Source organism: Janthinobacterium pasteuri, assembly GCF_051380775.1.
In the GTDB taxonomy this organism is placed as follows: Bacteria; Pseudomonadota; Gammaproteobacteria; order Burkholderiales; family Burkholderiaceae_D; genus Janthinobacterium.
The window spans coordinates 56,450-81,742 of the sequence record NZ_JBNYXS010000010.1 but is presented as its reverse complement, the minus strand read 5'-3'; the positions used below and the strand labels follow the sequence as shown (position 1 = coordinate 81,742).

The window sequence follows — 25,293 nt, the reverse complement described above, 5'->3', positions numbered from 1 at the left end:
GGGTTTTTTTCATGACCAAGTACAACGAGCAGTTCAAGCCACCCACGTCTCGTGCAAATGGCGCCACAGCAGGGCGCCAGCCGGTGTTTTTTCATACACGACAGTCGACAGCCGTTCGGTGCTGTCGCTGCCCGGCAGTGACTGGTATTCACGGTAGGAGACGGAGGCGCCGGCCGCGCTGTCCTGGATTAAAATGAGGTCGGAAAGTCGCATCTGCAAACCCGGACGGCTGCCGCCGGCGGCGCGGAAAAACGTTGTCAAGCCGGCGTGATCGAGCTGCTTGCCGCCTGGCGCCACCATCGTGAAAGCGGGTGAAAAACGCGCCAGCAATTCGGCACAATGGTCCGGCGCCGCCGCCTCGCCAGCAAGCCATGCGCGGATCAACACATGCGTCGATAAAACGTCGTCAAAATAGGGATTCGTTGCATTCATTTTTTGCTTGCTCCATGTTGATGTAAAAGGTCGAGAACGGCGCGGTTATCGATGCGCAGGCACAGCGCCAAAGGCAGCACGCATGAGGCGGCGGCCAGCGCAAAACACCAGTGAAACACCTGCGCCACGCGCGCATGCAGGGCAGGGTCGTCCAGGGTGGCGATGCCATGCGCCGCCAGCAAGCCATTCAGCAGTACGCTGAGCAGCGCCACGCCCAGGCAAAAGCCCAGCTGGCGGTTGATATTCCACACGGCGCTGGCCTGGCTCAATTGCCCGTCCGGCGTGCGCAAAAACGCCGTGCTTTGCGCCGTGCTGCTGCACAAGCCACCGCCAAATCCCATCACGGCATACGCCCAGGCCAGCCAGAATAATTGACCCGCAGAGTCCACCCGCAGCAGCATCAGCATGCCCGCCGCCTGCAGCAGGGCGCCAGCGATAAACAAGGGTTGCGGACCCACGCGGCGATAGCTTTTACCGGTCAGCGAAATGGCCGCAAACGAGGCCAGCGCCCACGGCAGCATCAGCGCGCCGGCCGTCGATGCCGACATGCCCAGCACGCCCTGCAGATACAGCATGGCCAGCAGGCTCATGCCCATGAAGACGCCCGGCACCAGCAAATACATCAACATGGAGATGCGCAGCAGCGGTTCGGCGGCCAGGCGCAAGTTGAGCAGCGGCGTGGATTTGCGCAGCGCGCCACGCACGTAGCCCCATACGCAGACGGCGCCCAGCGCCAGCACGCCAGCGCCGGCGGCCAGCTCGCCCGGCGTGCCCAGCATGGTCAGGCCCAGCAACAGCAGCATGATGGCCGTGCTGCCCGCCAGCAGACCCGCCAGATCGAGACGGGGAACGGCCGCGCGCGGCGGGTCGGGACGCAGCCAGCAGGCGGCCAGCAGCAGCGCCAGCGCGGCAAACGGCACGTTGAGGTAAAAAATCGCCCGCCACGACAGGCTGTCGACGATCACGCCGCCCAGCGCGGGAGACAGGGCGGGCGCCAGCAAGCCCACCAGCATGATGACGGAGGACAGGCCGGGGCGCTCGGCAGGCTGGTATAGCTGGTAAGTCATGCTTTGTCCCAGCGCAATGAGCAAGCCGCCGCCCAGGCCTTGCACGCAGCGCCAGGCAATCAGCGCCTCGATCGACGGTGCCAGGCCGGCGCCGATGCTGGCGCATAAAAAAGTTAGCAACGATGCCATGAACACGCTTTTGCTGCCATAATAGGCAGCCAGCCAGGCGCTGGCCGGGATGACGATGGTCAGGCCGAGGATGTAGCCGGTGCTGATCCAGGCCAGCTGCGCCACCGAGGCGTGCAAGGCCTGGCCGATGTCGGGGTAGGCGACGCTGGTGATGAACATGTTGATCAGGTCGACGAAAAACCCCAGCAAATAAATGGCCGCGACCTTTTTGCGATAGTCCATGGTGCTCCGAATGGCAAACGGCCAGCTTAAGCGCCCATCGCCATTTGCGTAACGGGCCAGCCCCGATTACACTGTCAAAGCTATTTTGACAAACCCCTGAAAATCGCATGTCTACGCACGCTTCATCATGATCAGTCTCGACCGCCTGGGTATTTTCATCGCCATCGTCGACGCCGGTTCACTGACGGCCGCCGCCGCCGTGCTGGGCCAGAGCAAGGCCGTCGTCAGTTTTAATTTGAAACAGCTGGAGGCGGAGCTGGGCGTGTCGCTGCTCACGCGCAGCACGCGCAGTCTGGCGCTCACCGACGTGGGGCGGCGTTTTTACGAGGATTGCCAGCGCGTGCTAAGCGAAGCACACGGCGCCATCGAAACGGCACGCCAGGGCCATCAGGGCTTGCGCGGCACCCTGCGCCTGACCACCACGGTCGAATACGGCAACCGTACGGTGATCCCTGCGCTGATCGCCTTTGCCGCCGCCCACCCGCAGTTACAGATCCAGCACTCCTCGTCGTCCTCGCATGAAGACCTGATTTCGGGCGGTTATGATCTGGCCATCCGCATGGGGTCACTCAACGATTCGAGCTATCGCGCCGCGCTGATCGAGCCGTACGCGATCTGGCCCGTCGCCTCGCCCGCCTACCTGGCCAGCCTGCCCGGCAGGGACATCGCCAGCTTGCCCGACTTGCAGCGCGCGCGCTGGCTGGCGCACAGCCGCCTCGCTTCGCCCCTGCGCTGGGACGTGCAGACGCCGGACGGCCCCGCCGCCTTCACCGCGCAGGACGACGCCGCCATTCATTCCGATTCCGCCTCGGCCTTGCTGGGCTTTGCCCTGGGCGGCTGCGGCGTGGCACTGCTGCCGCATTGGCAAGTGGAAGGGGAAGTGCGCGCGGGACGCCTGCGCCGCCTGCTGCCCGACGTCATCTTCCCGCAGCAGGGCGTGTATGCCGTGTATCCGAACACCCAGCATATTGCGGAAAAGGTGCGCGCCTTTATCGATTTTTTGCGCACGTTTGTGGGCACGCCAGGCTGAGGTTTCACGTGGCGCCACGGGGCCCATATCACGTCGACAATACTTGTTGAATATAACGATTTCCAAGGGGCAAACGAGCGCCCCTTTCGTTTTGCACGGCCTACACTGACAGGACGTTGTTCACCGATTGGAGATCATCATGGCACACACATTGGCAGCAGTTTTCGTCCTGCGCGACATGGCCGAGCGCGCCCGGCACGACTTGATCACGGCTGGCCTGCCCAGCGCCAGCATCCGCCTGCACGACGCGGGCAGTGACGATATTTCCGCCACTGAAAACCTCCGCCGCGACGACAGCGACAGCCTGCTCGACAACATCAGACATTTCTTTACGGACTTGTTCGGCAGCCACGCCGACCGCCACATCTACGCGGAAGCCGTGCGGCGCGGGCATGTCGTGCTGACCCTGGAAGGGGCCAGCGATGCCGATATCGACCGCGCCACCGACATCGTCGAGCGCTATGCGCCGCTCGACATCGATGCGCACGCCGACCACTGGCGCGCGGGCGGCTGGCAAGGCATGCCACAAAACGACAGCCCAATGCGCCAGGGCGCCAGCATGCAGTCAAGCGCGCCATCACAGCAAGGCACGCCCAGCGGCAACCTGGACACGGCGGCAGCGGCGTCGCAGCAATTTGCGGGCGGCATGGCATCGCCGCCGTCCAGCGCGGGCGCCAACGTGCGCCGCTATCCGAGCACCGACAATCTGCCCGGCACCAGCGACGACGACGAGCAGTATTACCGCAACCACTGGAGCAGCCAGTATGCGTCCATCGGCGGGCGCTTCGACGACTACGATCCCGCCTATCGCTATGGCCATTCGATGGCCGGCAGCAACAGCTACCGGGGGCAAAGCTGGGAAGAGGTCGAGCTTGAACTGCGCAGCAACTGGGAACACACGTATCCCCAGTCGGCGTGGGAGGACTTCAAGGCGGCCGTCAGGCATGGCTGGGAACGCGTGACGTCCTGAGTGCCACCGGGCGCTGCGGGCCTCCCTCAGTGCTTCAGCGCCCCTCTTGCGTGAGCTTCAGGAAGTGGTTCAGGATATGAAAGTGGTCTTCGAAGAATTGCTCTTCCATGGCCGGCAACGACGCCACCGGTACCCACTCGGCCAGCGCCGCATCGTCGGCCGCCGTCACGGCCGGCAACTGGCGCGTCTTCAAGTCGAAATAATGCGCATGCGTGATGGTGCGCCCGCGCTGGCTGCGGTCCGGGTGGTCGAACACGGCCACGCCAACCAGCGCCTCGACGAGGGTGGGCGCCAGCACGCCCAGCTGGGTTTCTTCCGCCAGCTCGCGCAGGGCGCCCTGCAGCAGGCGTTCGCGCGGCTCCAGGAAGCCACCGGGCAAGGCCCAGAGGCCCTTGCCCGGATAGCCGCCACGGCGCACGAGTAAAACGTGGCCCCCTGTCTGCACCAGCGCGTCCACAGTGCAAAAGATGGGCGCATACGGCGCCGTGCGCCAGCGCGTCTTGTAGGCCTCGATGGCGCGGTATTCCTGCACCAGCGGCGCGTACCACGGCAACAAGGTCCACGCCTTCAGGTACTGGCCGATGGCCGCCGGCAGCAGCTGCGCCACGGCGCTCAGCGACACATCCACGTCTTCAGCTTCGAACAGCACGTTGCGAATCGCCGTCGCGCCGATGGGCGCGCCCGCATCTATCTCCAGGTTGAGTAAATGCCAGTGCGGGAAGTGGTGCAGATAGTAACTGGTGGCGTCCTTGAAGCAGGCCACCAGGGTCACGCGCTGCGCCGCGGGCAAGACGCCCGCCACGGCGCGCCGCACGGCATCGGCCCACAGGCCATCATCGTAGTAATCGCGCACGGCTACGTAATGCACGCGCGCGCGCTGCGCCTCGGGCAAGGTGGCGGCGATCATGGCGGCCCGCTCCTGCCACGTAAACGGATTCTTCGGGCTGCGCGCATGGAAGGCGGAGCCGAGCACCACCACCACGTTCGAGGCAGTGGCCAGCGCCGTTTGCAGCAAGCCGGCATGGCCATTGTGAAAAGGCTGGAAGCGGCCGATCAGGATGGCCGCGTCGGCGGAATAGGTGAGGGTCATGCGTCGTCTCCGGTGGGGTAGTGAGCGGCGATCGGCAATTGGCGCCCGCTGCCAAAGGCGCGCGAACGCACGCGGATGATGGGCGCCGCCTGGCGCCGTTTGTATTCGTTGCGGGCGACCATGCCGAGGATGCGCGTCACCAGCGCCCGCCCCTCGTCCGTCTCGCGCAGCTGGTCGACCAGGCTCAAAGCTTGCGCGCTTTCCGCCGCCGGCAGGCGCTTGCCCTCGATATGCCACTTCAAAATCTCATCGAGAACGGGGTAGGGCGGCAAGCTGTCCGTGTCGCGCTGGCCCGGCGCCAGTTCCGCCGAAGGGGGCTTGTCCAGCACGGCGACGGGTATCAATTCGCGCCCGGCGCTGGCGTTGATATGGCGCGACAGGGCGAACACCTCGGTTTTATACAGGTCACCGATCAGCCCCAGTCCCCCGTTTGTGTCGCCGTACAGGGTGCAGTAGCCGACCGAGATTTCACTCTTGTTGCCGGTGGTGAGCAGCAGGGCGCCAAACGCATTCGAGTATTCCATCAATATCGTGCCGCGCACCCGCGCCTGCAGATTTTCCAGCGGCAGTCCCTGCAGCTTGCCGTCGAAGGCCCCCGCGTAGCCGGCTTCGTATTGCGCCACGATGTCGCGGATGGCATGCGTGTACAGGGCGATGCCCAGGTTGACGCACAGGGCGACCGAATCGGTGACGGAACCGGCGCTGGAAAAGACGGACGGCATGGTGATGGCCACCACGTTGTCGGCACCGAGCGCCTCGACGGCCAAGGCCAGGGTCAGCGCCGAATCGATACCGCCCGAGCAGCCGACCACCACTTTTTGAAAGCGGCAGCGGCGCGCGTAGTCGCGCAAACCCAGCACGATCTGGCGCCGCGCAAATTCGACGGCGGGAATGCCTTCCGGGTCGGGCACGGGGAAAGGCTGGCCATCGGGGTGCGCGAAACGGCCATCGGCAAAGCGCAGCAATTGAAAATCCTCGATGAAGCGGGCCGCCTCGAATTGCACGCCCAGACTGGGCGAGATGGCGAACGAGGCACCGTCGAAGACGAGTTGATCCTGGCCGCCCACCTGGTTGACGAACAGCAGGGGCAACTTGACGCGCGCGCAGGCGGCGCCAAACACGGCGTGGCGCTGCGCGCGCTTGCCGATGTCGGACGGGCTGGCGTTGATGCTGACCACCAGGTCGGGCCGCGCAGCGTGCAGGGAGTCGAAAGGGTTGACGGCGTAGGCGCGGCCATCGTCGTTCCAGCCATCCTCGCAAATCATGAAGCCCACCTTGCAGCCGGCGATGGGCAAAATGCAGGCACCGGGCGGACCCGGCTCGAAATGGCGGCCCTCGTCGAAGATGCCATACGTCGGCAGCAGCTGCTTGTAGTATTCGGCCACGATGCGTCCGTCGCGTATGGCCAGCAAGGCGTTATACAGGGGCTTGCCGACGCCGGAGTTCGGCCGCGCCGTGCCGATGACGGTGACGAGTTCCGGCCAGCGCGTGGACGCTTGCAGCAGCGTCTCCAGCGCCTGCTGCATGTCGCGCAGGAAGGCGGCATCCTCGAACAGGTCGCCCGGGTAATACGCGCATAGCGACAGCTCGGGACACACCAGCAAGTCCGCGCCATCGCTGCTGGCGCGGCCCATGCGCGCGATGATGGCGGCGAGATTGGCGTCGAAGTCGCCCACGGTAGGATTCATCTGGGCGAGGGCGATGGTCAGCATGGCGATCCTTCATTGGTTACGCTTGAAACCACTATCCTGCCTGAAAACGTTTCTGATGGTACTGATGCAATCGTGCAAGCCTGCCGATCAAGGTGCTACAAGGTCTTGAGCCAGCCCCGCAAGCGCATGCGCGCATTCGCATACGGCGACGAGGTATTCAACTGAATCATGCGTCCCATCGTGTAATGCGTGTACCAAGGCTGGCCATACAGTTGCGGATCGTCAAGGCTGTCGATCAGCGCCAGCAGCTGCTCTTTCGCCTGTTCCAGGCGCTGCAGCAAGTCGTCCATGCCCAGTTCAGCATAGTCCGCATAGAAGCGCTGCGCCAGTGTACCCAGAGCGTTCCACGTGAAACCTTCGGCGGGAAAGGCGATGTCCTCGATGCGTTTGCCGTCGCGCAGATGCACGTGCCAGCTCCTGCGCCAGCTTGGCGTACGTGGTGGTCATCGCCTCGACCAGTTGCTGCTTGCTGTTGGGGATCGCCATCACGCCGCCCTGACGACAGGCAAGCCGGCCGCCTGCCAGTCGTCGTAACCGCTACCGAGACGGCGCGCATGCAAGCCCTGCTGGCGCAGGGTAGCGACGGCCTGCACGGACAGCACGCAATACGGGCCGCGGCAGTAGGCGGCGATTTCTGCGTTCGCCGGCAATTCGCCCAGGCGGCGCTGCAAGTCGTCAAAAGGAATATTGATCGCACCGGGCAAGTGGCCGGCAGCAAATTCCTGCGCGGGCCGCACGTCGAGCACGGTGATGCTGGCTTCCTGCATGCGCCCCAACAGCTCGTCGCCCGTGATCGCTTCCACATGATCGCCCCGGCTCAGCGCCTGCAACTCGCTGCGCTGATGCTGCGCATACAGCTCCAGCGCATCGAGCAACTGCAAGACAGGGCCGCTGCCCAGCCGATACAGCACGCGCTTGCCGTCGCGCCGCGCCTGCACGAAACCGGCACGCCGCAACTGCTGCAAATGCTGGGAGGTATTTGCCACGGACAGGCCCGTCAACTCCACCAGCTGCTCCACCGCATATTCGCCTTGAGCGATTTGCTCGAGCAGGCGCAAGCGCGGTGCGCTGCCTAAAATGTGGGCAAATTCGGCGGGAGCGGTAAGGGTATCGATATCGGCATTTTTCATTGACACGATGCTAGCACCCTTATAACATTCAAGCAATCAATTGAATGTTATAAGGTGACAACCATGCAAATATTCTGGCTCGATGCCCTGGCGATCGGCGTGGGCGCGACGGCGGTGATGGATGTGTGGGCGGTGGCCTTGAAACGCTTCTGGTGCATACCCTCGCTGAACTTTGCGATGGTGGGACGCTGGCTGGGCCATCTGCCACGCGGCACCGTGAGCCACGTCAATATCGCCCAGGCGGCGCCCGTGCGCGATGAAGCGGTCCTTGGCTGGACGGCCCATTACATGATCGGCGTGCTGTTTGCCGCCGTGCTGCTGGCGCTGGTGGGACAGGACTGGGTGCAACAGCCGACGTTCGCGCCGGCCTTGCTGGCGGGCCTCGTGAGCGTGGCCGCGCCGTTCTGTATCTTGCAGCCGGGCATGGGTGCCGGCCTGGCCGCCAGCAAGACGCCGCATCCGACAGCCGCCCGCCTGCGCAGCCTGATGGCCCACACGGCGTTCGGCATCGGCCTGTACCTGGCGGCGTTGCTGTGGTCGACCGTGCGTTAAGACGTCAGCGGCGGCACGGGGGCGGGCGCCGGTGCGGGAACAGCCGCCGAGATGGCCGGCGTCTCCGGCTGCGCTGGCACACTGCTCAGCACCATCGTGCTGGGCTTGGCAATCGCGATATGCGCCTCGTCCAGGCGCTTGAGCAGCTCGAACAGCAGGGCGCTGCGGATGCCCGACGTCAGGCGCGGCGACGAGGCATAGCCGGTGGCGTTGAACAGCAAGAGGCCGTTGTCGATACCGTCGAGCTGCACGCTGGGAGCCGGTGTGTCGAGCACGTCAGGATTATCGACAAAGGTGGACAGGATCAGCGCGCGCGCCGCTTGCGCATCCGTGCCCAGCGGCAGCGGCAGCTTGACCTGCACCAGGCCCAGCGGATTGGCCAGGGTGACGTTGCGCACCGTCTTGGTGATGAATTCCGAGTTCGGCACGATCACCGTCGAGCGGTCGCCCAGTTGAATTTCCGTGGCGCGCACATTGATGCGACGGATGTCGCCTTCCACGCCGCCCAGCGAGACCCAGTCGCCCACTTTCACGGGGCGCTCGGCCAATAAAATCAGGCCGGACACAAAGTTCTGCACCACCGCCTGCAAGCCAAAACCAATACCCACCGACAAGGCCGATGCCACCCACGCGATGCGTTCCAGGCCGATGCCGGCCGCCGACAGGGCCAGCGCCACGGCCAGCACGCCCCCGATATAGCCAAACAGGGTAATGAACGACACTTGCATGCCGGAATCGAGATTGGTGGTCGGCAAATAACTGTTTTGCAGCCAGCGCTTGAACAGGCCCAGCGCAACGAAACCGACCACCAGCACCAGCAGGGCCTGGATCAGCGCGGCAGGACGGATCGCCACTTCGCCGATGGCCAGGCCATCCTGCAGCTTGCCAACCCGCTGGAACAATTCGCCCGGACCTTCGCCAAACGGCGCCAGCAGCAGCATCAGCGCCAGCAGCACGACGATGGCGCGGCCGATGCCCGACAGCAGCACGGCCGCCTGGTCACGCGCCTTGGGCGTGGCCAGCACGGGATGGGCGGCGTCCGGCGGCGGCGGCGTGGAGGCCAGCAACATGCAGATATCATCGACCAGCACCGTCAGCAGATAGGTGCTGCCCACCACCACGATGACCCAGGCGATTTGCTTGGCGATAAAGCTGCCAAACGCCACATACCCGACCAGCAAGCTGATGACGCTCGACGCCAGTGCCAGCCACAGCAGCACCGTGACGCAGCGCAGCCACAGCGGCGTGACCAGGGTGGCGGGATCGGCCTCGCGCAACAGGCGCCAGCAGCGCTCGGCGCGCATCAAGCCATAGGCGATGGTCGTGCTCATCACCAGGGCGACGATGCAATTGACGGCCACGGCCGTCGACAGGCCCGCATTGATGACGATGGTGACCCGTTCCGTGGCCCACACCAGCACCACGATGAAGGCAAACGTCGATGGAAAATGGCGCAAGCGATGCGCCAGCGCGTCGGGCAGGGGCAGCAGGCGCCACGACACGCGCCAGGGCGACAGCAGCGCGTGGCCGAGGCCCGCCGTAAAACCGGCAAAACAGATGATGCCGATCAAACTGCCAAGGAACGTCGAGATTTTTTCAGACAGGCCGCCATCCCAGCGCAAGCCCATGGCCACCAATTCCGCCACCAGCCCGGGCGTGGCCGCCGCCAGCACCAGCACGGCCAGCGCATGCAAGGAGCGGCGCAAGCGGCCATGCGGCACGCGCGTGGCCGTGATCACCAGCAGATAGCGCGAAATCCAGACGCTGGCGCCGATCACGGCCACGATGCCGGCCAGCAAGCCGCCCCAGGCCGACCATGGCGTGGCGCGCGCCGCGTCGGCCAACTCCAGCTCCAGCGCCCGCAGGCGCTGCAGATTCTGCGGCAATTCCGCATGCAGCTGTTTCCAGAAGGAACCGGCCAGGATGGACGCAGTGCGCTCGCCCAGGCGCGCCTGCAACTGTGCGCGGCGCGCCGTCGATACCTGCTCGGACGCCTGCGTCGCTTCCACGGCCAGCAATCGCGCCAGCTTCACCTGCGCATCGAGCGCGCTGCTGGTGCGGTCCAGCTGGCTGCGCTGGGCCGCCACGTCAGGGGCCTCTTTCGTGCCCGCCGCCGGCTTGCCCAGCTCGGCCAGCCGCGCCTGCACGCTGGAGAGCGTGGGCGTGAGCGACTCGGCCACCTTGTCCGCCTCGGCGCTGGCCGCCAGCGCATCGGCGCGCATCTGCGACAGGGTCGCGTCATCGAGATCGGCCTCGCCATCGAGCGCCTTCTGGATCGTGGTGATCTGCTTGCGCAAGCCATCGAGGCGCTGGTCGGCCGTGGTGGCATCGTCGACCGGTTGCGACCAGGCGGGCGGCGCCGATAGCGAGCACGCCAGCAGCAGGGTCAATAGCAGCGGCAATAGCCAGCCACGCCAGGACTGGCGCGCGGAAAAGAAATGGGGGGTACGGAATGAAATCATGCGGTCCTATCGGCCAGGTCAATACGGGTGAAAGCGAGACGGCATCGCGCCAGCTGGCGCAGCGGCTGCAGCGGCCGGCACCGGGGCGATGGGTATTACGGGAGTTGCTGAACTGTACGGCAAACAGCGACAGACTAGCGCACTCCTGCGATAGATGGCGGAAATTTTCGTGCGGCAATAATGACGGCAAGGCGCGCGCACGGCATCGACGCTACGGCAGTTTGATTTGATGCACTTGCTTATCGGAAGCAATAAAACGCGGCTGCCATGGTGGATTGATGATGGTAATGTCCGTTACGCCCAGCTTGGCGAAGTCGTCAGCGGAAAAGGTCCAACCTATCACCTTGCTGTCGTCATCGAAATGGCGTGCCAGTGCGGGCGTCTGGCCCATGGTCGTGATGCGCTGCTGGACACCTATCTGCGCAAAATACTGGCGTTCGGCCTCCCGCTCGGGTGCCAGCCATGTTTGTATTTCCGCCAGCAACTGCTGGCGCATGGCTTGCCGCTCAGCTGCCGGCAGGGCCGCCAGCATGGCTTCCTGCTGCTCATCGACGGCAAACCTGGCGCTACTGAGGCCGCCGTGATAGCCGACCACGGCAAAGTTGCTGACGATCTTGCGCGGTGCGGCGGTAAAAACGTAGTTGGCGCACGAGGAAAAACAATACTCGAGCACCTTGACCGTCAATGCCTGCGCCCGCACCCAGGTGCCCAGGGCCATGCCGGCCTGCGTTGGGCCGCCCTTGCTGCGGATGGCCAGCACGCGCGGTTTTGTTTCCTCGGAGGCAAACAGCGCCAGCGCACGCTGATTCGCCTCGGCCGACATGCTGCCGACATAATTGAGCTCGCCGTTGTCCAGATAAACCTGGGTACTGGTTTCTGCGAGCGCCAGCGGCGCAGACAGTGTGGCAACAAGCAGAGGCGCGAGGCAGGCAGTCATGTGCATGGCAAATGGCGTGAGGAAATGGAATTACAAATCGCAGCAGGTCCGGCGGGTATCAGCTCATTGTAAGATATTTTGTAAATAAAATAAGGTTTTCCATTTCTTCCAGGCCAGCGTTCGCGCCGGCACCGTGTGAGGAATTGTAGAAGAGTGCGGTGACGGCATGCTGGTTCCAGTTTATTCATGAACATAAGATTGGATAACGGAGCGCTTGCCGGTGATGCCGGGGCACTTGGGCAAGACACCGGCATAAAGCGACTGTTTAGAGCACCTTCTACAAGGGAAAACTCAGCTGTCCGGTATCTCAGCAGCCGGCTAGGTCGAGAGTTCTCCTCGGATGATTTCTGCGCCTGCACTGAGCGCATGCAATTTTCCTCTTGCTACCTGACGAGACAAGGGCGCCATGCCACAGTTGGTGCTCGGGTAGAGCTTGTCTGCATCGACAAACCGCAGCGCTTTGCGCAGGGTGTCGGCGACTTCTTCCGGCGTTTCAATGGTATTGGATGCCACGTCGATGGCCCCGACCATCACTTTTTTGCCACGAATGAGTTCAATCAGGTCGATCGGCACACGCGAGTTGTGGCATTCCAGCGAGATGATGTCGATATTCGATTGCTGCAGCTTGGGGAACGATTCCTCATATTGACGCCACTCGGAGCCCAGCGTATTTTTCCAGTCCGTATTGGCTTTGATGCCGTAGCCATAGCAAATGTGCACGGCCGTTTCGCATTTAAGCCCCTCGATCGCCCTTTCCAGGGTGGCGATCCCCCAATCATTGACTTCATCAAAGAAAACATTGAATGCAGGTTCGTCAAACTGGATGATGTCGACGCCGGCCGCCTCCAGTTCCCTGGCTTCCTGATTGAGGATCTTGGCGAATTCCCAGGCCAGTTTTTCGCGGCTCTTGTAGTGGCTGTCATACAGCGTATCAATCATCGTCATCGGGCCTGGCAGGGCCCATTTGATCGGTTGCGTGGTTTGCTGACGTAAAAACCTGGCGTCTTCCACAAAAACCGGCTTCGGGCGGCTGACCGCGCCCACGACTGTCGGCACGCTTGCATCGTAGCGGTCACGAATTCTGACAGTCTCGCGTTTGTCAAAATCAACGCCGCTCAGATGCTCGATAAACGTGGTAACGAAATGCTGGCGGGTCTGCTCGCCATCGCTGACGATATCGATGCCTGCCTGCTGCTGCTCCTGCAGTGACAAACGTAAAGCATCCTGTTTGCCCTCAATCAATTCCTCGTCCTGTAATTTCCACGGCGACCAGAGTTTTTCAGGCTGTGCAAGCCAGGAAGGTTTGGGCAAGCTGCCGGCAGTGGATGTAGGCAATAATTTTTTCATGATCAGTAATGTCGTGTATGTTGATTAAGCAGAGAGCGTGGTCGCAGCCCATTGTTCAAGAAGATGCTTGTATGGCTTGATGAAGTGCTCTTCCGTATATTTGCCCTGCTTGACAGCCAGCTGGCTGCGCTCTTCCCGGTCATAGACAATTTGCGTCAGCGAATAATCCTGATTCTTCAGGCTAGGCTGATAAAGTCTTCCCGCCGCAGAATTGGCGTTATAAATCTCGGGCCGGTAGATCTTTTGGAACGTTTCCATCGTGCTGATGGTGCCGATCAGCTCAAGATTGCTATAGTCGCCCAGCAGGTCGCCGATAAAATAAAACGCCAGAGGTGCGGCACTGTTTGGCGGCATGAAATAGCGCACCTGCATCCCCATTTTCTCGAAATATTCATCCGTCGAGGAGAACTCATTTTGTTGATACTCAACGCCCAGAATGGGGTGCTGGTTTTCAGTGCGCTGATAGGTCTTGCTGCTCGACGCGCTGATGCAGATGACGGGCGCCTTGCTGAAGTGCGCTTTGTAAGTAGCTGATCTGACAAAGTGCTTGAACAGCTTGCCATGAAAATCGCCGAAATTGTCCGGTGTGCCAAAGGTGGATTTATTATTGTTGTGCTCTGGCAGCAGCACGCTGAAGTCGTAATCGCGCACGTAGGATGAGAAGTTATTGCCGGCGATGCCATCGATGCGCTCTCCGGTCTTTTTATCCAGGATATTCGGCTTCAATATCTCGATCAATGGAATATTTCCGCCTTTGGCATCGATATTCAACGCGACGGAAATGATTTCAAGCTCAACTGAGTAGCGATCTGCCTTCGGGTTATCCCAATGCGCCAGGTTGTTGAAGCGGCTGTCGATCATTTTCAGGGTGTTGCGCAAGTTCTCCTGGCGACGCTCTCCCCTGGCCAGATTGGCAAAGTTGGTCGTCAGACGCGTATTGTCCGATGGATGATAGTTTTCATCGAAAACAATGCTCTTGATGCTGAATACAAAATCTTGGCTCATGATGATCTGGTGTCCTGATTGCTGCGAAAAGATGAATGTGTTGATTGCTTGCTGAACGTGGCGATGCGTATCAGGCCGCGACCAGCGCTTCAGCGGCGGCAGATTGCGCATGCCGCGTCAAGCCGACCAACGGCATTGCCCGTTGGACCGCCAGTGTGGCCCGCTGGATCAGGGCCTCGTCCTGCACGCGGTAGTCGAGGAAATCCTTGTCGGTCGCATAGACGCCCAGTGGCAATGTGCGGGCCTGGAAAAAGCTGAACAGCGGCCGCAACTGGTGGTCGATCATCAGGGCATGGCGCTCGCTGCCGCCGGTGGCCGCCAGCAAGACCGGCTTGTCGATCAGGGCGTCCTGGTCAATGAAGTCGAAGAAGTGCTTGAACAGTCCCGTGTAGGAACCGCGAAAGACCGGTGTTGCCACCACCAGGATGTCAGCTTGCTCGACCGCTGCAAGTTCCCGCTCCAGCGTATCGGGCAGGTGGGAGCGCCAAGTCGCGCCGGCGAGCTGGGGGGCGAGCTGGCCCAGTTCGACCAGACGTTGTTCACACAGCACTTCGTCGGCGATCAGGTCCATCAGGTGCTCTGCCAGGGCTGCCGCCTTGGAAGGGCGTTGCAGCCCGCCGGAAACGGCGACTAAACGCAGTGGACGTGTCATGTTTGCTTTCATGTGGAGTGATGCGCGAGGGCGAAGAATGCCAACGACAAGAAGATGGATGATAACGGCGGGAATCGATGAAGTATAATGGTCTTATTTCATACATCCATGAACATAGCTCATCTCAATGCTTGAACGCATCCACCTCAGCATCGTCCAGCAGGTCGAAAAACAAGGGTCGTTGACGGCCGCCGCAGGCGTGCTGCACCTGACCCAGTCGGCCCTGAGCCACAGCATGAAAAAGCTGGAGCAGCAACTGGGCACCGACGTCTGGCTGCGCGAAGGGCGCAACCTGCGCCTGACGCAGGCCGGCCAGTATCTGCTGGCGGTGGCGAACCGGGTGCTGCCGCAACTGGACCTGGCCGAAGAGCGCCTGGGCCAGTTCGCGCAGGGCGAGCGCGGCGCGCTGCGCATCGGCATGGAATGCCACCCTTGCTACCAGTGGCTGCTCAAAGTGGTGTCCCCGTATCTGGCCGCATGGCCCGACGTGGATGTGGACGTCAAGCAAAAGTTCCAGTTTGGCGGGATTGGCGCGCTGTTCGGCTACGAGATCGACCTGCTGGTCACGCCCGACCCGCTGTACAAGCCGGGGCTGACATTCGAACCCGTGTTCGACTACGAGCAGGTGCTCGTCGTGGCCAAGGGCCATGCCCTGGCTACCGCAGCCTATGTGCAGCCCCAGCAACTGACCCAGGAGGTGCTCATCAGCTACCCGGTGGACATCGAGCGCCTGGACATCTATAACCAGTTCCTGCTGCCGGCCGGTGTCACGCCCAAGCGCCACAAAGCCATCGAAACGACCGACATCATGCTGCAGATGGTGGCCAGCGGGCGCGGCGTGGCCGCCCTGCCGCGCTGGCTGGTCGAGGAATACGCGGCCAAGATGGACGTGGTACCGGTGCGGCTGGGCGCGCGCGGCATCGCCAAGCAAATCTTCCTGGGAGCACGCGAGACGGACACCGCCATCGACTACGTGCGCGCCTTCATCGCACTGGCGCGCCAGCCTGCTTTCGCCATGACGCAAGGAAGCGATGCTAAAACCCTTGATGCATCCCGCTAAGCCCAGGCCCGCCAGCAACATCATGCACGCCTATACCCTAGGGCCAGCCTACTTCGCGCTTTCCATGGATTCCACCGTGTCGAAAATATGCGCCAGCGCGCTTTCCATGGCGCCGGCAGTAGCATCGCCGCTCTGGTTGGTGATGATGAAGACCCCAAGCTGATATTGAGGAACGACGTAAGCGTAGCTTTGCGCACGTGGCACGCCGCCATGGTGTACATAATGCGTGCCCAACTGGCGATTAGTACCGATGTTCCAGAAATAGCCAATGCTGAAGTCGTCCTGAAAGCGTGCCAAAGGCTTGTGCGATTCAACGACAGCGGGATGGGCACCCAATTGCAGGCGCAGATACTTCGCCATATCCGGCATAGTCGACTTCAGGTTGCCCGCTGCCCCCCAGGGCAATTGTGGCATCGGTGTCGTTATGACGGGATTGTCGCTGTGGTAACCGGGCGCTAGCCGGCCGGTATCCCTGGCTGTGATTCTCAGCTTGGTATCTTGCATGCCGGCTTCGCGCGCAAGGAATTGCGCGAGCAGGACTTCATAGGGCATTGCGTAAATTGTTTCGAGCGTGTGCGCAATGAGTTCGGTACCGGCGCTGGAATAGGCGTAGTCCTTGCCAAGCGGACCCTTGATGCTGACTGTGTGCAAGTCCTGCCAGAATTGCTGTTGTCCGTAGTTGGCATAAGCGGCATTCAGCTTCGCCGGCGTGGCGTGTGCCGTGAAATCCTTCAATATGGTGTTCACCTGCAATGGCAGCATGCCCGGCATATTGCTGGTGTGCGTGATCAAATGGCGCAAGCGAACTGGCTGGCCCTGCGACTGCAGGTTCGGGTAGGCGGCCGCCAGGTACTTTTGTATGGGATCGTCGAGCGCCGCCTTCCCATCAAGCACAGCGTTCGCCAATAGCAGGCCAGCAAAAGTTTTACTGACTGAGCCGATTTCATACAGCGTTGTATCGTTCGGCGGATTGGCTTTGCCGGTCTCCAGTTCGCCTTGATGCAGAATGAATTCCTTGCCGCGATAAACGACGGCAATCGAGGTCGCATGTAAAAATTTTGACTGCAGCAGGGTGGTCGCAGTCTGGCGCATTGCCGCAGGAATGTCATGCGCAGGTGCTGTGGCTGCGGGCTTGCAAGCTGCCAGCACTAGTGGCATTCCAGTGATGATTGCGGCGAGTTTGTTCATCATGCGCACCGTCCAGGGGGAGAAGCATTCTCGCACAATGGGTTCAGCGGTGACAGAAAAAAGCCACTCGTATGGTTGTTCCAGAGAGTGAACGGCGGTGCTGTATAAAAGAAAACGCCACCCGGAAGTGGCGTTTTCTTTTTATTCTGGGTGGCCCGGGGCAGCACCCGGCCCGCTTACTCCACCGTCACCGACTTCGCCAGATTGCGTGGCTTGTCCACATCCGTACCACGCGCCAGTGCCGTGTGATACGCCAGCAATTGCAGCGCGACCACGTGCAGGATCGGCGACAGGTCGCCGTAGTGCTCGGGCAGGCGGATGACGTGCAAGCCTTCGCCGGAGCTGATGCGCGAATCGACGTCGGCGAAGACGTACAGCTGGCCGCCACGGGCGCGCACTTCCTGCATGTTCGATTTGAGCTTTTCGATCAGGGCGTCGTTCGGCGCGATGGTGACGACCGGCATTTCATTCGTCACCAGAGCCAGCGGGCCGTGTTTCAGCTCGCCGGCCGGATACGCTTCGGCGTGGATATAGGAAATTTCCTTCAGTTTCAAGGCACCTTCCAGGGCGATCGGGTAGTGCATGCCGCGCCCCAGGAAGAGGGCGTTTTCCTTGCGCGCGAATTCTTCGGACCAGGCGATGATCTGCGGCTCCAGCGCCAGCACGGAAGCGATGGCGACGGGCAGGTGGCGCATGGCTTTCAGGTGCGCCGCTTCCTGTTCTTCGCTCAAGCGGCCATTGACTTGCGCCAGGCACAGGGTCAGCAGGAACAGTCCCGCCAGCTGCGTCGTGAACGCCTTGGTGGACGCCACGCCCACTTCCACGCCGGCGCGCGTGATGTAGGCCAGCGCGCATTCGCGCACCATGGCACTGGTGGCCACGTTGCAGATGGTCAGGGTGTGCTGCATGCCCAGGCTGCGCGCATGCTTCAGGGCGGCCAGGGTGTCGGCCGTTTCGCCGCTTTGCGAAATGGTGACGACCAGGGTGTTCGGGTGCGGCACGCTGTCGCGGTAGCGGTATTCGCTGGCCACTTCCACGCTGACGGGCACCTTGGCAATCGCCTCGATCCAGTACTTGGCCGTCATGCCCGCATACGAGCTGGTGCCGCAGGCCAGGATCAGCACGCGGTCGATCTGCTTGAAGATGGCATAAGCATTGTCGCCGAACAGTTCCGGCATGATGCCCGTCACGCCTTCCAGTGTGTCGCCGATGGCGCGCGGCTGTTCGAAGATTTCCTTCTGCATGTAGTGGCGGTATGGGCCCAGCTCGGCCGCACCCGTATGCGCATGCACGGTTTTCACTTCGCGTTCGACGGGCTTGCCATCGACATCGACGATCCAGCAGCGCGACAGTTGCAGGTCGACCACATCGCCTTCTTCCAGGTAGATGATCTGGTCGGTCGTGCCGGCCAGCGCCATGGCGTCGGAGGCGACAAAGTTTTCACCATTGCCCAGGCCGACGATCAGGGGCGAACCCTGGCGCGCGGCGACCACGCGGTGTGGCTCGTCACGGCAGAACACGGCAATCGCATACGCGCCGGCTAGGCGTTTCACGGCCTGCTGCACGGTCTCGAACAGGTCGCCGTTATACATGTGCTCGACCAGGTGGGCGATCACTTCCGTGTCCGTCTGGCTCTGGAAGACGTAACCGAGGGCCGTCAGTTCGGCGCGCAGTTCGTCATGGTTTTCAATGATGCCGTTATGCACCAGCGCCACGCGGGCGTTCTCTTCCGTTGGGGAAAAATGCGGGTGGGCATTGAAGGAAACAGGGGCGCCATGCGTGGCCCAGCGGGTGTGGGCAATGCCCGTAAAACCGCTCAAGCCTTCTTCTGCGATCTGCTTTTCCAGCTCGGCCACGCGCGAAGTGGAGCGCGAACGCTGCAAACGGCCATCGGCATGCAAGGCGATGCCGCAGGAATCGTAGCCGCGGTATTCCAGGCGCTTCAAGCCTTCGACCAGGATGGGAGTGATATTACGTTGCGCTACCGCGCCGACGATGCCGCACATGGAAACCTCTGTTTAAAATTTAATCAATGCAAGCATGCTAATGCAGAGTCAATGAAATATGCTTTCTAAATCTGTATATTTTTGACTAAATATTTCACGACTATTTTGCGGTGAAATATTATTTCATTTAGACTCAGTATATTCTCTAATCCATCAAAATCATGAACCATAGCAACATTACTCTCGACGACATTGATCGTCGCATCCTGAACGCCTTGCAAATTGATGCATCGCAAACCAACAGTGAGCTGGCGCGATCGGTGCACGTCTCGGCGCCCACGTGTTTGCGGCGGGTCAAGCATTTGACGGAAAGCGGTGTGATCGAGCGGCAAGTGGCCATCGTCGCGCCGCAACTGGTGGGCGCGCGCCTGACGGCCGTCGTGGAAATCACGCTCGACGTGCAGGCGGCGGAACGCATGGCGGAATTCGAGCAGCTCGTGGCGGACGAGCCTGCCGTGCTGCAGTGCTATCGCGTCTCGCCCGGACCCGACTTCGTGCTGATGGTACAGGTGGCCGACATGCCCGCGTATCACGCGCTGGCGCACCGCCTGTTTGCCGCGCATGCCAATGTACGCAACGTGAAAAGCTATTTTTCCACGTTTCGCAGCAAATTCGAGACGCGCATCGCTGTGTGAAGCAGGCTGGCAGAAAAGTTATCCCGGCTTATCCTCATTTTTCTGCCTGCTTATGCACAAGTTTATCCACAGCATGAAAATCACCGATTGCCACGGCCGCCATATTCCGCCTCGCATGAAGCTTCGCAACAACGGTACATCGGCCCCCGGGATAAAACTTATACCGGCTTATCCAGCGCTTGCCCCCGCCTTAATCACAGGCTTTTGCACAGCTTTACCCACAAGCAGCTTCCACAAGAAAACAAGGAATGCCCTTACAATACAATGACTTGGAAGTTGTTCATGACTTATCCGCCAATTACGCACAAGTTTATCCACAATCCGGACAGGCAAAAAATAGAGGATGCCTTTTAGTCTGCGCCAGCTGGCCTGCACGTTGGAACAGCAAGCTGAACCCGATAACTTGTCCCGTCTTTTCCACAGGTTTTTTACTGTTTATACGCAGCTTATACCGGGCTTATCCATCACTTGTCCGCATGCTTGTTCACATGCTTATCCACACTCGACAATGCAGAGCAAATACCGGATACGAAGAGTGGCGTAACTTATCCCGGGTTACCAGCCAACGCTGCACAGGATTATCCACAGGCATAAAAAATAACGCCGCCAGCCCGGACAGGCTGACGGCGTCATGCATACCGAATGTGCTGCGCTTACTTCTTGATTTTCACGGGACGCATCCAGCCGTCGATGGTCACTTGCCGCGCGCGCGAAACCGTCAGCTTGCCGGCCGGCGCATCTTTCGACAAGGTCGTGCCGGCACCCAGGGTCGCGCCCTTGCCCACGGTAACGGGAGCGATCAGCTGGCTGTCGCTGCCGATAAAGGCGTCGTCTTCGATAACGGTGCGGAACTTGTTGACGCCATCGTAGTTGCAGGTGATGGTGCCGGCACCGATGTTGACCCTGGAGCCAATGGTGGCGTCGCCAATGTAGGCCAGGTGGTTGGCCTTGCTGTGCGCGGCGACCTGGCTGTTTTTCACTTCGACAAAATTGCCGATATGCACGTCTTCCGCCAGCACGCTGCCGGGACGCAGGCGCGCATACGGGCCGATGATGGAAGCGGCGCCGACGACGGCGTCCTCGATATGGCAAAACGGCTTGATGTGCGCACCGGCTGCCACGCTGGCATTGATGATGACGTTGTTGGCGCCCACGCGCACACCATCGCCCAGTTCTACGCGGCCTTCGAACACGCAGCCGACATCGATAGTGACATCGCGGCCGCAAATGAGTTCGCCGCGCACGTCGATGCGGGCCGGGTCGAGCAAGGTCACGCCACGCTCGAGCAGCGCTTGCGCGATATTGTTCTGGTGGATGCGTTCCAGCTGGGCCAGTTGCACCTTGCTGTTGACGCCCGCCACTTCCCACACGGCGGCGGGGTGGGCCGAGGTGACGGTCACGCCATCGGCGACGGCTTGCGCGACGATATCGGTCAGATAGTATTCCCCTTGCGCATTGTCATTCGACAAGGCCGACAGCCATTGCTTGAGCTGCACGGTGGGCGCGACCATGATGCCGCTGTTGATCTCCTTGATGGCGCGCTCGCTTGGGGAGGCATCCTTTTCCTCGACGATGCGCACGATGGCGCCGTTGTCGCGCACGATGCGGCCCAGGCCAAACGGATCGTCCTGTTCCACGGTCAGGATGGCCAGCTTGTCGTTACCGGCCGCCTGCACCAATTGCTGCAGGGAGGCGGCGCTGGTCAGCGGCACGTCGCCGTACAGGATCAGGGTGGGCACGCTGTCGTCCAGCAAGGATACGGCTTGCTGCACGGCATGCCCCGTGCCCAGCTGCTGCGTTTGCTCGGCAGCATCAATCGCCAGGGCATGGTTCGTCTTGTAGCCGTCAAGCAACTTCAGCACCGCTGCGCCCCCATGCCCGTAAATCACGCATAATCGGGACGGCGCCAGGCCGCGCGCCGTGTCGATGACGTGCGACAACAGCGGCTTGCCAGCCAATGGGTGCAATACCTTGGGCAGTGCCGACTGCATGCGTTTGCCCATACCGGCAGCGAGAATGACAACGTTCATAGACCGTCTTTTATAAGTTAAGAATATGAAAAAGTTTAACACGCAGGCCCCGTCTTCCACGCCCTTTGGGCGTTTTACTTATGCCCTGCTGGCCTTGATGCTCGTCATCGTCGCCGGCTGCAGCGGCTTGCGCCTGGCCTACAACAATGGCGATACCGTGCTGTACTGGTGGTTGAACGCGTATGTTGACCTGGACCGCGACCAGAAAGACTGGGTACGCGATGACATCGACAAGATGTTCGACTGGCACCGCAAGACGCAATTGAAGGACTACGTGGAAATCCTGCGCACGGGCCAGAAGCAGCTGCAAGGCAATATCACGCAGGCGGACCTGATGATGGATTACAGCGAGATCAAGCAGCGTACCCAGGCGCTGCTGCTGAAGGCGGCGCCCGAACTGGGCGACCTGGCGCGCTCGCTCAAGCCCGAGCAAATCGCGCAGATGGAAAAGAAGTTCAAGTCAAACAATGAGGATTACCGCAAGAAATACCTGAGCGGCGACCAGGACAAGCGCCAGAAACTGCGCTACAAGAAAGCCATGGAGCAATTCGAACTGTGGTTCGGCAGCTTCAGCAGCGAGCAAGAGGCCATCATCCGTAAAGCGTCCGACGCGCGTCCGCTGAACAATGACATCTGGCTCGACGAACGCACGCGGCGCCAGCAGAATGTGTTGAACCTGGTCAAGAAAGTGCACCAGGAAAAACTCGGCAAGGAAGCGGCCGCGGGCTTGGTGACGACCCTGATCAAGGACAGTTTCGAGCGCCTGGAACACTCGGAGCGCAAGGCTTTTTTTGACAGCTACGAAGCGAGCACGGCGCAAATGGTCTTGACTGTCATCAAGATCGCCACGCCGGCGCAAAAAGCCCACGCCGTCAAGCGCATGCAGGGCTGGATCGACGACTTCAATTCCCTGGCCACACAGCCCAAATAGACAGGCAGCGCCAGCAAAGGAGGTGGGGCCATATGCTATAGTGGCCGCCACCGAATTGAAGAAATACCCATGCAAAAGAAAATTAAGAAACCCGCCAAAGTCCCCGTCCACCACGCGCCGCCACCGAACCAGGTACGCATCATCGGCGGCCAGTGGAAGCGCTCCGTGCTGCCTGTTTTGCAGGCACTGGGCCTGCGCCCGACACCGGACCGCGTGCGCGAAACCGTATTTAACTGGATCAACCACTTGCGCGATGGCGACTGGGCCAATGCCCAGGTGCTGGACCTGTTCGCCGGCAGCGGCGCACTGGGCTTCGAAGCGGCCAGCCGCGGCGCCGCCGCCGTCACCATGGTCGATACGCACACGCCCGTGATCCGCCAGCTGGAAGAAAACAAGACGAAATTGCGTGCCGATAATGTCCAGCTGCTGCGCGGCGACGCCCTGCTGACGGCGCAAGGACTGGCATCGCGCGGCCAGCGTTTCGACCTGATCTTCCTCGACCCACCGTACCAGCAGGATTTCCTGGCGAAAGTGTTGCCGCTGTGCGCCAACCTGCTCAAGGAAGGCGGCATGGTGTACGCGGAATCGGGCTTGTCGATGGTGTTCGATGAAAACAGCGAACTGGACAAACCGGACTGGATGGCGCCGTGGGAAGTCATCCGCGCCGACAAAGCGGGTACCGTTTATTATCATTTGCTAACTTACAACAAAGTGCCGGCAACTGCCTGAATCTGCCTATAAATGAGGCAAAAAGGCTTCCTGGCCCGAGGCGCAGCACCAAGGTGGTCACCAATTTCAGGCATAATGCGCGTCTATATTGGTGCATCATCAGGGAGCCGCAATGGTTGTAGCCGTTTATCCAGGAACATTCGATCCGCTCACGCGCGGTCATGAAGATTTGGTGCGCCGCGCATCGGGTCTGTTTGACAAGCTGATCGTCGGTGTGGCCGACAGCAAGAACAAGCAACCGTTTTTCTCTCTCGACGAACGCCTGGAAATCGCCAACGAAGTGCTCGGTCACTATCCGAACGTGCAAGTTGAGAGCTTTTCCGGCTTGCTCAAGGATTTCGTGCGCAAGCATGAGGCGAGAGTCATCGTGCGCGGCTTGCGCGCCGTTTCCGACTTCGAATACGAATTCCAGATGGCGGGCATGAACCGCTACCTGCTGCCCGATGTCGAAACCATGTTCCTGACGCCGTCCGACCAGTACCAGTTCATTTCGGGCACCATCGTGCGTGAAATCGCGGCGCTGGGCGGCGACGTCTCCAAGTTTGTCTTCCCCTCGGTGAACCGCTGGCTGCAAAACAAGATTGCCGCCAACGCTGCATCATCGCAATAAGTAAGAGTGAAATCATGGCATTACTGATCACCGACGAATGCATCAATTGCGACATTTGCGAGCCCGAGTGCCCGAATGATGCAATCTACATGGGCGCGGAAATCTACGAAATCGATCCCAACAAGTGCACCGAATGCGTGGGGCACTTTGACGAGCCGCAATGCCAGCAAGTGTGCCCCGTCAGCTGCATCCCCTTCAATCCCGCCTGGCGCGAAAGCCCGGAACAATTGATGGCCAAGTACGAACGCCTGCAGGCAGAGCTGCCTGCGGCCAAAACCTAAGTCTTTCTCCCGCGCCACTTCTGGGCCACTTCTGCGTGGCGCCAGCTTCTGCCAACTGTTCTACACTGTGGGCTGACTTATCCACAGCCCATGGTTTCCACGGAGGTAGAAGATGCAAATACGCACATCCCGCTTGGGCCGCTCCCTGGCTGCCGCCTGCCTGTGCGCCGTCTTGGCACAACCAGCGCTGGCCGTCGAAGTGGGCGGCGTCAAGCTGGACGACACGGTGCAGCTGGCCAGCCGCGAGTTGAAACTCAACGGCGCAGGTGTGCGCTACAAGGTCATCTTCAAGGTCTATACGATCGCACTGTACCTGCCGGAAAAGAAAACCCAGCTGGCCGACATCCTGCTCCTGCCCGGGCCGCGGCGTTTAGAGATCGTCATGTTGCGCGACATCACTTCCGACGAGCTGGGTCACGCCTTCATGCAGGGCTTGAAGCGCAGTTCCGACCAGGCTGACCGCACGCGGCTACTGAGCCAGACGATGCAGTTCGGCGCCATGTTCGCCATGGTTCCCGGCCTGAAAAAGGGCGACATCCTGACCGTGGACTGGCTGCCGGAAGAGGGAACCTTGTGCAAGCTGAACGGCAAGCAGGTGGGCGACACAGTGCCAGACCTGGCCTTTTACAATGCGCTGCTGAAAATCTGGATCGGCGCCCATCCGGCCGACACCTTGTTGCGCGCGCATTTGCTGGGCGACGTGGCCTGAACAAAAACGCGGGCGTAAAAAAAGCCGGCTCACGCCGGCTTGTCATTCTGCAACAGCTTATCGCTCAGGCGCGCGTCGACAGGGCGCGCAATTCGGCGGCATTGCTGGGCGAGACGCCATCCATCTTGCCCAGGGTGCGATGCAAGGCTTGCGCTTCGCGCATCTGCTGGCGCGCCAGGCGCTCTTCGCGGCTCAGCTTGGGGCGCACAACCAGCACCATGGCGCGGGCGATACCTACCAGCAAAGGCTTGAACAGCAGGGCGAATGCGCCCAAGGCCACGATCACCAGCACGAGTTGCAGGGCGTTCAGCAGGGAAATCTCCAGCACGGGTGCGGATACTGCGTACAGGGCGGAGGCGAAGGTAGACATACTGTTC

The 25,293-nt window shown here is 61.2% G+C and carries 25 protein-coding genes; 10 read left to right on the top strand and 15 right to left on the bottom strand.

The window, feature by feature from the left end:
* Nucleotides 1-33: 33 nt before the first annotated feature.
* The gene (locus tag ACQ4WN_RS12505) at nt 34-432 is read right to left on the bottom strand and encodes a DUF4440 domain-containing protein (protein WP_436551826.1); all 399 of its coding nucleotides are present in this window, start codon (nt 430-432) and stop codon (nt 34-36) included.
* Complete coding sequence (locus ACQ4WN_RS12500; RefSeq protein WP_436551825.1) at nt 429-1,850, bottom strand: MFS transporter; 1,422 nt, start codon at nt 1,848-1,850, stop codon at nt 429-431. Before ACQ4WN_RS12500 ends, ACQ4WN_RS12505 begins: the two co-directional genes overlap by 4 nt.
* Before the next feature lie 127 nt (nt 1,851-1,977).
* Here ACQ4WN_RS12500 and ACQ4WN_RS12495 point away from each other — a divergent pair, with 127 nt between their 5' ends.
* Together ACQ4WN_RS12495 and ACQ4WN_RS12490 are read left to right on the top strand one after the other, a co-directional pair.
* On the top strand, nt 1,978-2,880 hold the full coding sequence (locus ACQ4WN_RS12495; RefSeq protein WP_436551824.1) for a LysR family transcriptional regulator: 903 nt from the start codon (nt 1,978-1,980) through the stop codon (nt 2,878-2,880).
* Between the two features lie 139 nt (nt 2,881-3,019).
* Complete coding sequence (locus ACQ4WN_RS12490) at nt 3,020-3,850, top strand: hypothetical protein (protein ID WP_436551823.1); 831 nt, start codon at nt 3,020-3,022, stop codon at nt 3,848-3,850.
* 34 nt (nt 3,851-3,884) lie between these two features.
* Here the strand turns inward: ACQ4WN_RS12490 and ACQ4WN_RS12485 are convergent, their stop codons facing one another.
* From ACQ4WN_RS12485 to ACQ4WN_RS12470, 4 genes are all read right to left on the bottom strand, one after another.
* Complete coding sequence (locus ACQ4WN_RS12485) at nt 3,885-4,940, bottom strand: bifunctional nicotinamide-nucleotide adenylyltransferase/Nudix hydroxylase (RefSeq protein ID WP_436551822.1); 1,056 nt, start codon at nt 4,938-4,940, stop codon at nt 3,885-3,887.
* On the bottom strand, nt 4,937-6,652 hold the full coding sequence (locus ACQ4WN_RS12480; RefSeq protein WP_436551821.1) for an NAD+ synthase: 1,716 nt from the start codon (nt 6,650-6,652) through the stop codon (nt 4,937-4,939). The genes ACQ4WN_RS12485 and ACQ4WN_RS12480 overlap by 4 nt, the downstream gene beginning before the upstream one ends.
* 95 nt (nt 6,653-6,747) lie before the next feature.
* Entirely contained in the window at nt 6,748-7,059 is a 312-nt protein-coding gene (locus tag ACQ4WN_RS12475; RefSeq protein ID WP_436551820.1) for a ClbS/DfsB family four-helix bundle protein, read from the bottom strand.
* A 78-nt stretch (nt 7,060-7,137) separates the two neighbouring features.
* Nucleotides 7,138-7,782, bottom strand: a complete 645-nt coding sequence (locus tag ACQ4WN_RS12470; protein ID WP_436551819.1) for an ArsR/SmtB family transcription factor — start codon at nt 7,780-7,782, stop codon at nt 7,138-7,140.
* Nucleotides 7,783-7,845: 63 nt separating this feature from the next.
* Between ACQ4WN_RS12470 and ACQ4WN_RS12465 the strand changes: the two genes are divergently transcribed.
* The gene (locus tag ACQ4WN_RS12465; RefSeq protein WP_436551818.1) at nt 7,846-8,334 is read left to right on the top strand and encodes a DUF2938 domain-containing protein; all 489 of its coding nucleotides are present in this window, start codon (nt 7,846-7,848) and stop codon (nt 8,332-8,334) included.
* Here the strand turns inward: ACQ4WN_RS12465 and ACQ4WN_RS12460 are convergent.
* The 5 genes from ACQ4WN_RS12460 to msuE form a co-directional block, all read right to left on the bottom strand.
* On the bottom strand, nt 8,331-10,796 hold the full coding sequence (locus ACQ4WN_RS12460) for a DUF3772 domain-containing protein (RefSeq protein ID WP_436551817.1): 2,466 nt from the start codon (nt 10,794-10,796) through the stop codon (nt 8,331-8,333). The two genes, ACQ4WN_RS12465 and ACQ4WN_RS12460, sit on opposite strands and share 4 nt — an antisense overlap.
* A gap of 211 nt (nt 10,797-11,007) precedes the next feature.
* A complete protein-coding gene (locus ACQ4WN_RS12455) occupies nt 11,008-11,733 on the bottom strand; it encodes a hypothetical protein (RefSeq protein ID WP_436551816.1) in 726 nt (241 codons plus the stop codon).
* A 318-nt stretch (nt 11,734-12,051) separates the two neighbouring features.
* Nucleotides 12,052-13,080 (bottom strand): methionine synthase, encoded by a 1,029-nt coding sequence (locus ACQ4WN_RS12450; protein ID WP_436551815.1) that lies wholly within the window; start codon nt 13,078-13,080, stop codon nt 12,052-12,054.
* A gap of 24 nt (nt 13,081-13,104) precedes the next feature.
* Nucleotides 13,105-14,085 carry a DUF1852 domain-containing protein gene (locus tag ACQ4WN_RS12445; protein WP_436551901.1) on the bottom strand — a complete coding sequence of 327 codons (981 nt, stop codon included), beginning with the start codon at nt 14,083-14,085 and terminating at the stop codon, nt 13,105-13,107.
* Nucleotides 14,086-14,155: 70 nt separating this feature from the next.
* On the bottom strand, nt 14,156-14,737 hold the full coding sequence (msuE, locus tag ACQ4WN_RS12440; protein ID WP_436551814.1) for an FMN reductase: 582 nt from the start codon (nt 14,735-14,737) through the stop codon (nt 14,156-14,158).
* Nucleotides 14,738-14,864: 127 nt separating this feature from the next.
* Here msuE and ACQ4WN_RS12435 point away from each other — a divergent pair, with 127 nt between their 5' ends.
* Nucleotides 14,865-15,797, top strand: coding sequence for a LysR family transcriptional regulator (locus tag ACQ4WN_RS12435; protein ID WP_436551813.1), 933 nt, complete (start codon nt 14,865-14,867; stop codon nt 15,795-15,797).
* A 48-nt stretch (nt 15,798-15,845) separates the two neighbouring features.
* Here ACQ4WN_RS12435 and ACQ4WN_RS12430 read toward each other — a convergent pair whose 3' ends face one another.
* Both ACQ4WN_RS12430 and glmS read right to left on the bottom strand, forming a co-directional pair.
* A complete protein-coding gene (locus tag ACQ4WN_RS12430; protein ID WP_436551812.1) occupies nt 15,846-16,988 on the bottom strand; it encodes a serine hydrolase domain-containing protein in 1,143 nt (380 codons plus the stop codon).
* A gap of 173 nt (nt 16,989-17,161) precedes the next feature.
* A complete protein-coding gene (gene glmS, locus ACQ4WN_RS12425; protein ID WP_436476224.1) occupies nt 17,162-18,991 on the bottom strand; it encodes a glutamine--fructose-6-phosphate transaminase (isomerizing) in 1,830 nt (609 codons plus the stop codon).
* 161 nt (nt 18,992-19,152) lie between these two features.
* Between glmS and ACQ4WN_RS12420 the strand changes: the two genes are divergently transcribed.
* The gene (locus tag ACQ4WN_RS12420; protein WP_436551811.1) at nt 19,153-19,626 is read left to right on the top strand and encodes an Lrp/AsnC family transcriptional regulator; all 474 of its coding nucleotides are present in this window, start codon (nt 19,153-19,155) and stop codon (nt 19,624-19,626) included.
* A gap of 653 nt (nt 19,627-20,279) precedes the next feature.
* Here ACQ4WN_RS12420 and glmU read toward each other — a convergent pair.
* Complete coding sequence (gene glmU, locus ACQ4WN_RS12415) at nt 20,280-21,656, bottom strand: bifunctional UDP-N-acetylglucosamine diphosphorylase/glucosamine-1-phosphate N-acetyltransferase GlmU (RefSeq protein WP_436551810.1); 1,377 nt, start codon at nt 21,654-21,656, stop codon at nt 20,280-20,282.
* Between the two features lie 25 nt (nt 21,657-21,681).
* Between glmU and ACQ4WN_RS12410 the strand changes: the two genes are divergently transcribed.
* The 5 genes from ACQ4WN_RS12410 to ACQ4WN_RS12390 all read left to right on the top strand — a co-directional run bounded on the left by ACQ4WN_RS12410 (nt 21,682) and on the right by ACQ4WN_RS12390 (nt 24,916).
* Nucleotides 21,682-22,587 carry a DUF6279 family lipoprotein gene (locus ACQ4WN_RS12410; protein ID WP_436551809.1) on the top strand — a complete coding sequence of 302 codons (906 nt, stop codon included), beginning with the start codon at nt 21,682-21,684 and terminating at the stop codon, nt 22,585-22,587.
* A 69-nt stretch (nt 22,588-22,656) separates the two neighbouring features.
* The gene (gene rsmD, locus ACQ4WN_RS12405) at nt 22,657-23,316 is read left to right on the top strand and encodes a 16S rRNA (guanine(966)-N(2))-methyltransferase RsmD (RefSeq protein WP_436551808.1); all 660 of its coding nucleotides are present in this window, start codon (nt 22,657-22,659) and stop codon (nt 23,314-23,316) included.
* A gap of 112 nt (nt 23,317-23,428) precedes the next feature.
* Nucleotides 23,429-23,926 (top strand): pantetheine-phosphate adenylyltransferase, encoded by a 498-nt coding sequence (gene coaD, locus ACQ4WN_RS12400; protein WP_034752633.1) that lies wholly within the window; start codon nt 23,429-23,431, stop codon nt 23,924-23,926.
* A 14-nt stretch (nt 23,927-23,940) separates the two neighbouring features.
* Complete coding sequence (locus tag ACQ4WN_RS12395) at nt 23,941-24,207, top strand: YfhL family 4Fe-4S dicluster ferredoxin (protein WP_034752637.1); 267 nt, start codon at nt 23,941-23,943, stop codon at nt 24,205-24,207.
* A gap of 112 nt (nt 24,208-24,319) precedes the next feature.
* Complete coding sequence (locus ACQ4WN_RS12390) at nt 24,320-24,916, top strand: chalcone isomerase family protein (RefSeq protein ID WP_436551807.1); 597 nt, start codon at nt 24,320-24,322, stop codon at nt 24,914-24,916.
* Between the two features lie 64 nt (nt 24,917-24,980).
* Here the strand turns inward: ACQ4WN_RS12390 and ACQ4WN_RS12385 are convergent, their stop codons facing one another.
* The gene (locus tag ACQ4WN_RS12385; RefSeq protein WP_436551806.1) at nt 24,981-25,286 is read right to left on the bottom strand and encodes a hypothetical protein; all 306 of its coding nucleotides are present in this window, start codon (nt 25,284-25,286) and stop codon (nt 24,981-24,983) included.
* Nucleotides 25,287-25,293 lie beyond the last annotated feature (7 nt).

What these genes read in the sequence shown, in the direction of transcription:
- ACQ4WN_RS12495 (WP_436551824.1), top strand. Translation starts at nt 1,978, where the DNA reads ATGATCAGTCTCGACCGCCTGGGTATTTTCATCGCCATCGTCGACGCC.
- ACQ4WN_RS12385 (WP_436551806.1), bottom strand. Translation starts at nt 25,286, where the DNA reads ATGTCTACCTTCGCCTCCGCCCTGTACGCAGTATCCGCACCCGTGCTG.
- ACQ4WN_RS12505 (WP_436551826.1), bottom strand. Translation starts at nt 432, where the DNA reads ATGAATGCAACGAATCCCTATTTTGACGACGTTTTATCGACGCATGTG.
- ACQ4WN_RS12435 (WP_436551813.1), top strand. Translation starts at nt 14,865, where the DNA reads ATGCTTGAACGCATCCACCTCAGCATCGTCCAGCAGGTCGAAAAACAA.
- ACQ4WN_RS12410 (WP_436551809.1), top strand. Translation starts at nt 21,682, where the DNA reads ATGAAAAAGTTTAACACGCAGGCCCCGTCTTCCACGCCCTTTGGGCGT.
- ACQ4WN_RS12430 (WP_436551812.1), bottom strand. Translation starts at nt 16,988, where the DNA reads ATGATGAACAAACTCGCCGCAATCATCACTGGAATGCCACTAGTGCTG.
- ACQ4WN_RS12445 (WP_436551901.1), bottom strand. Translation starts at nt 14,085, where the DNA reads ATGAGCCAAGATTTTGTATTCAGCATCAAGAGCATTGTTTTCGATGAA.
- ACQ4WN_RS12480 (WP_436551821.1), bottom strand. Translation starts at nt 6,652, where the DNA reads ATGCTGACCATCGCCCTCGCCCAGATGAATCCTACCGTGGGCGACTTC.
- glmU (WP_436551810.1), bottom strand. Translation starts at nt 21,656, where the DNA reads ATGAACGTTGTCATTCTCGCTGCCGGTATGGGCAAACGCATGCAGTCG.
- ACQ4WN_RS12455 (WP_436551816.1), bottom strand. Translation starts at nt 11,733, where the DNA reads ATGACTGCCTGCCTCGCGCCTCTGCTTGTTGCCACACTGTCTGCGCCG.
- ACQ4WN_RS12390 (WP_436551807.1), top strand. Translation starts at nt 24,320, where the DNA reads ATGCAAATACGCACATCCCGCTTGGGCCGCTCCCTGGCTGCCGCCTGC.
- ACQ4WN_RS12420 (WP_436551811.1), top strand. Translation starts at nt 19,153, where the DNA reads ATGAACCATAGCAACATTACTCTCGACGACATTGATCGTCGCATCCTG.
- ACQ4WN_RS12470 (WP_436551819.1), bottom strand. Translation starts at nt 7,782, where the DNA reads ATGAAAAATGCCGATATCGATACCCTTACCGCTCCCGCCGAATTTGCC.
- msuE (WP_436551814.1), bottom strand. Translation starts at nt 14,737, where the DNA reads ATGACACGTCCACTGCGTTTAGTCGCCGTTTCCGGCGGGCTGCAACGC.
- ACQ4WN_RS12465 (WP_436551818.1), top strand. Translation starts at nt 7,846, where the DNA reads ATGCAAATATTCTGGCTCGATGCCCTGGCGATCGGCGTGGGCGCGACG.
- ACQ4WN_RS12500 (WP_436551825.1), bottom strand. Translation starts at nt 1,850, where the DNA reads ATGGACTATCGCAAAAAGGTCGCGGCCATTTATTTGCTGGGGTTTTTC.
- ACQ4WN_RS12460 (WP_436551817.1), bottom strand. Translation starts at nt 10,796, where the DNA reads ATGATTTCATTCCGTACCCCCCATTTCTTTTCCGCGCGCCAGTCCTGG.
- glmS (WP_436476224.1), bottom strand. Translation starts at nt 18,991, where the DNA reads ATGTGCGGCATCGTCGGCGCGGTAGCGCAACGTAATATCACTCCCATC.
- ACQ4WN_RS12485 (WP_436551822.1), bottom strand. Translation starts at nt 4,940, where the DNA reads ATGACCCTCACCTATTCCGCCGACGCGGCCATCCTGATCGGCCGCTTC.
- coaD (WP_034752633.1), top strand. Translation starts at nt 23,429, where the DNA reads ATGGTTGTAGCCGTTTATCCAGGAACATTCGATCCGCTCACGCGCGGT.
- rsmD (WP_436551808.1), top strand. Translation starts at nt 22,657, where the DNA reads ATGCAAAAGAAAATTAAGAAACCCGCCAAAGTCCCCGTCCACCACGCG.
- ACQ4WN_RS12450 (WP_436551815.1), bottom strand. Translation starts at nt 13,080, where the DNA reads ATGAAAAAATTATTGCCTACATCCACTGCCGGCAGCTTGCCCAAACCT.
- ACQ4WN_RS12490 (WP_436551823.1), top strand. Translation starts at nt 3,020, where the DNA reads ATGGCACACACATTGGCAGCAGTTTTCGTCCTGCGCGACATGGCCGAG.
- ACQ4WN_RS12395 (WP_034752637.1), top strand. Translation starts at nt 23,941, where the DNA reads ATGGCATTACTGATCACCGACGAATGCATCAATTGCGACATTTGCGAG.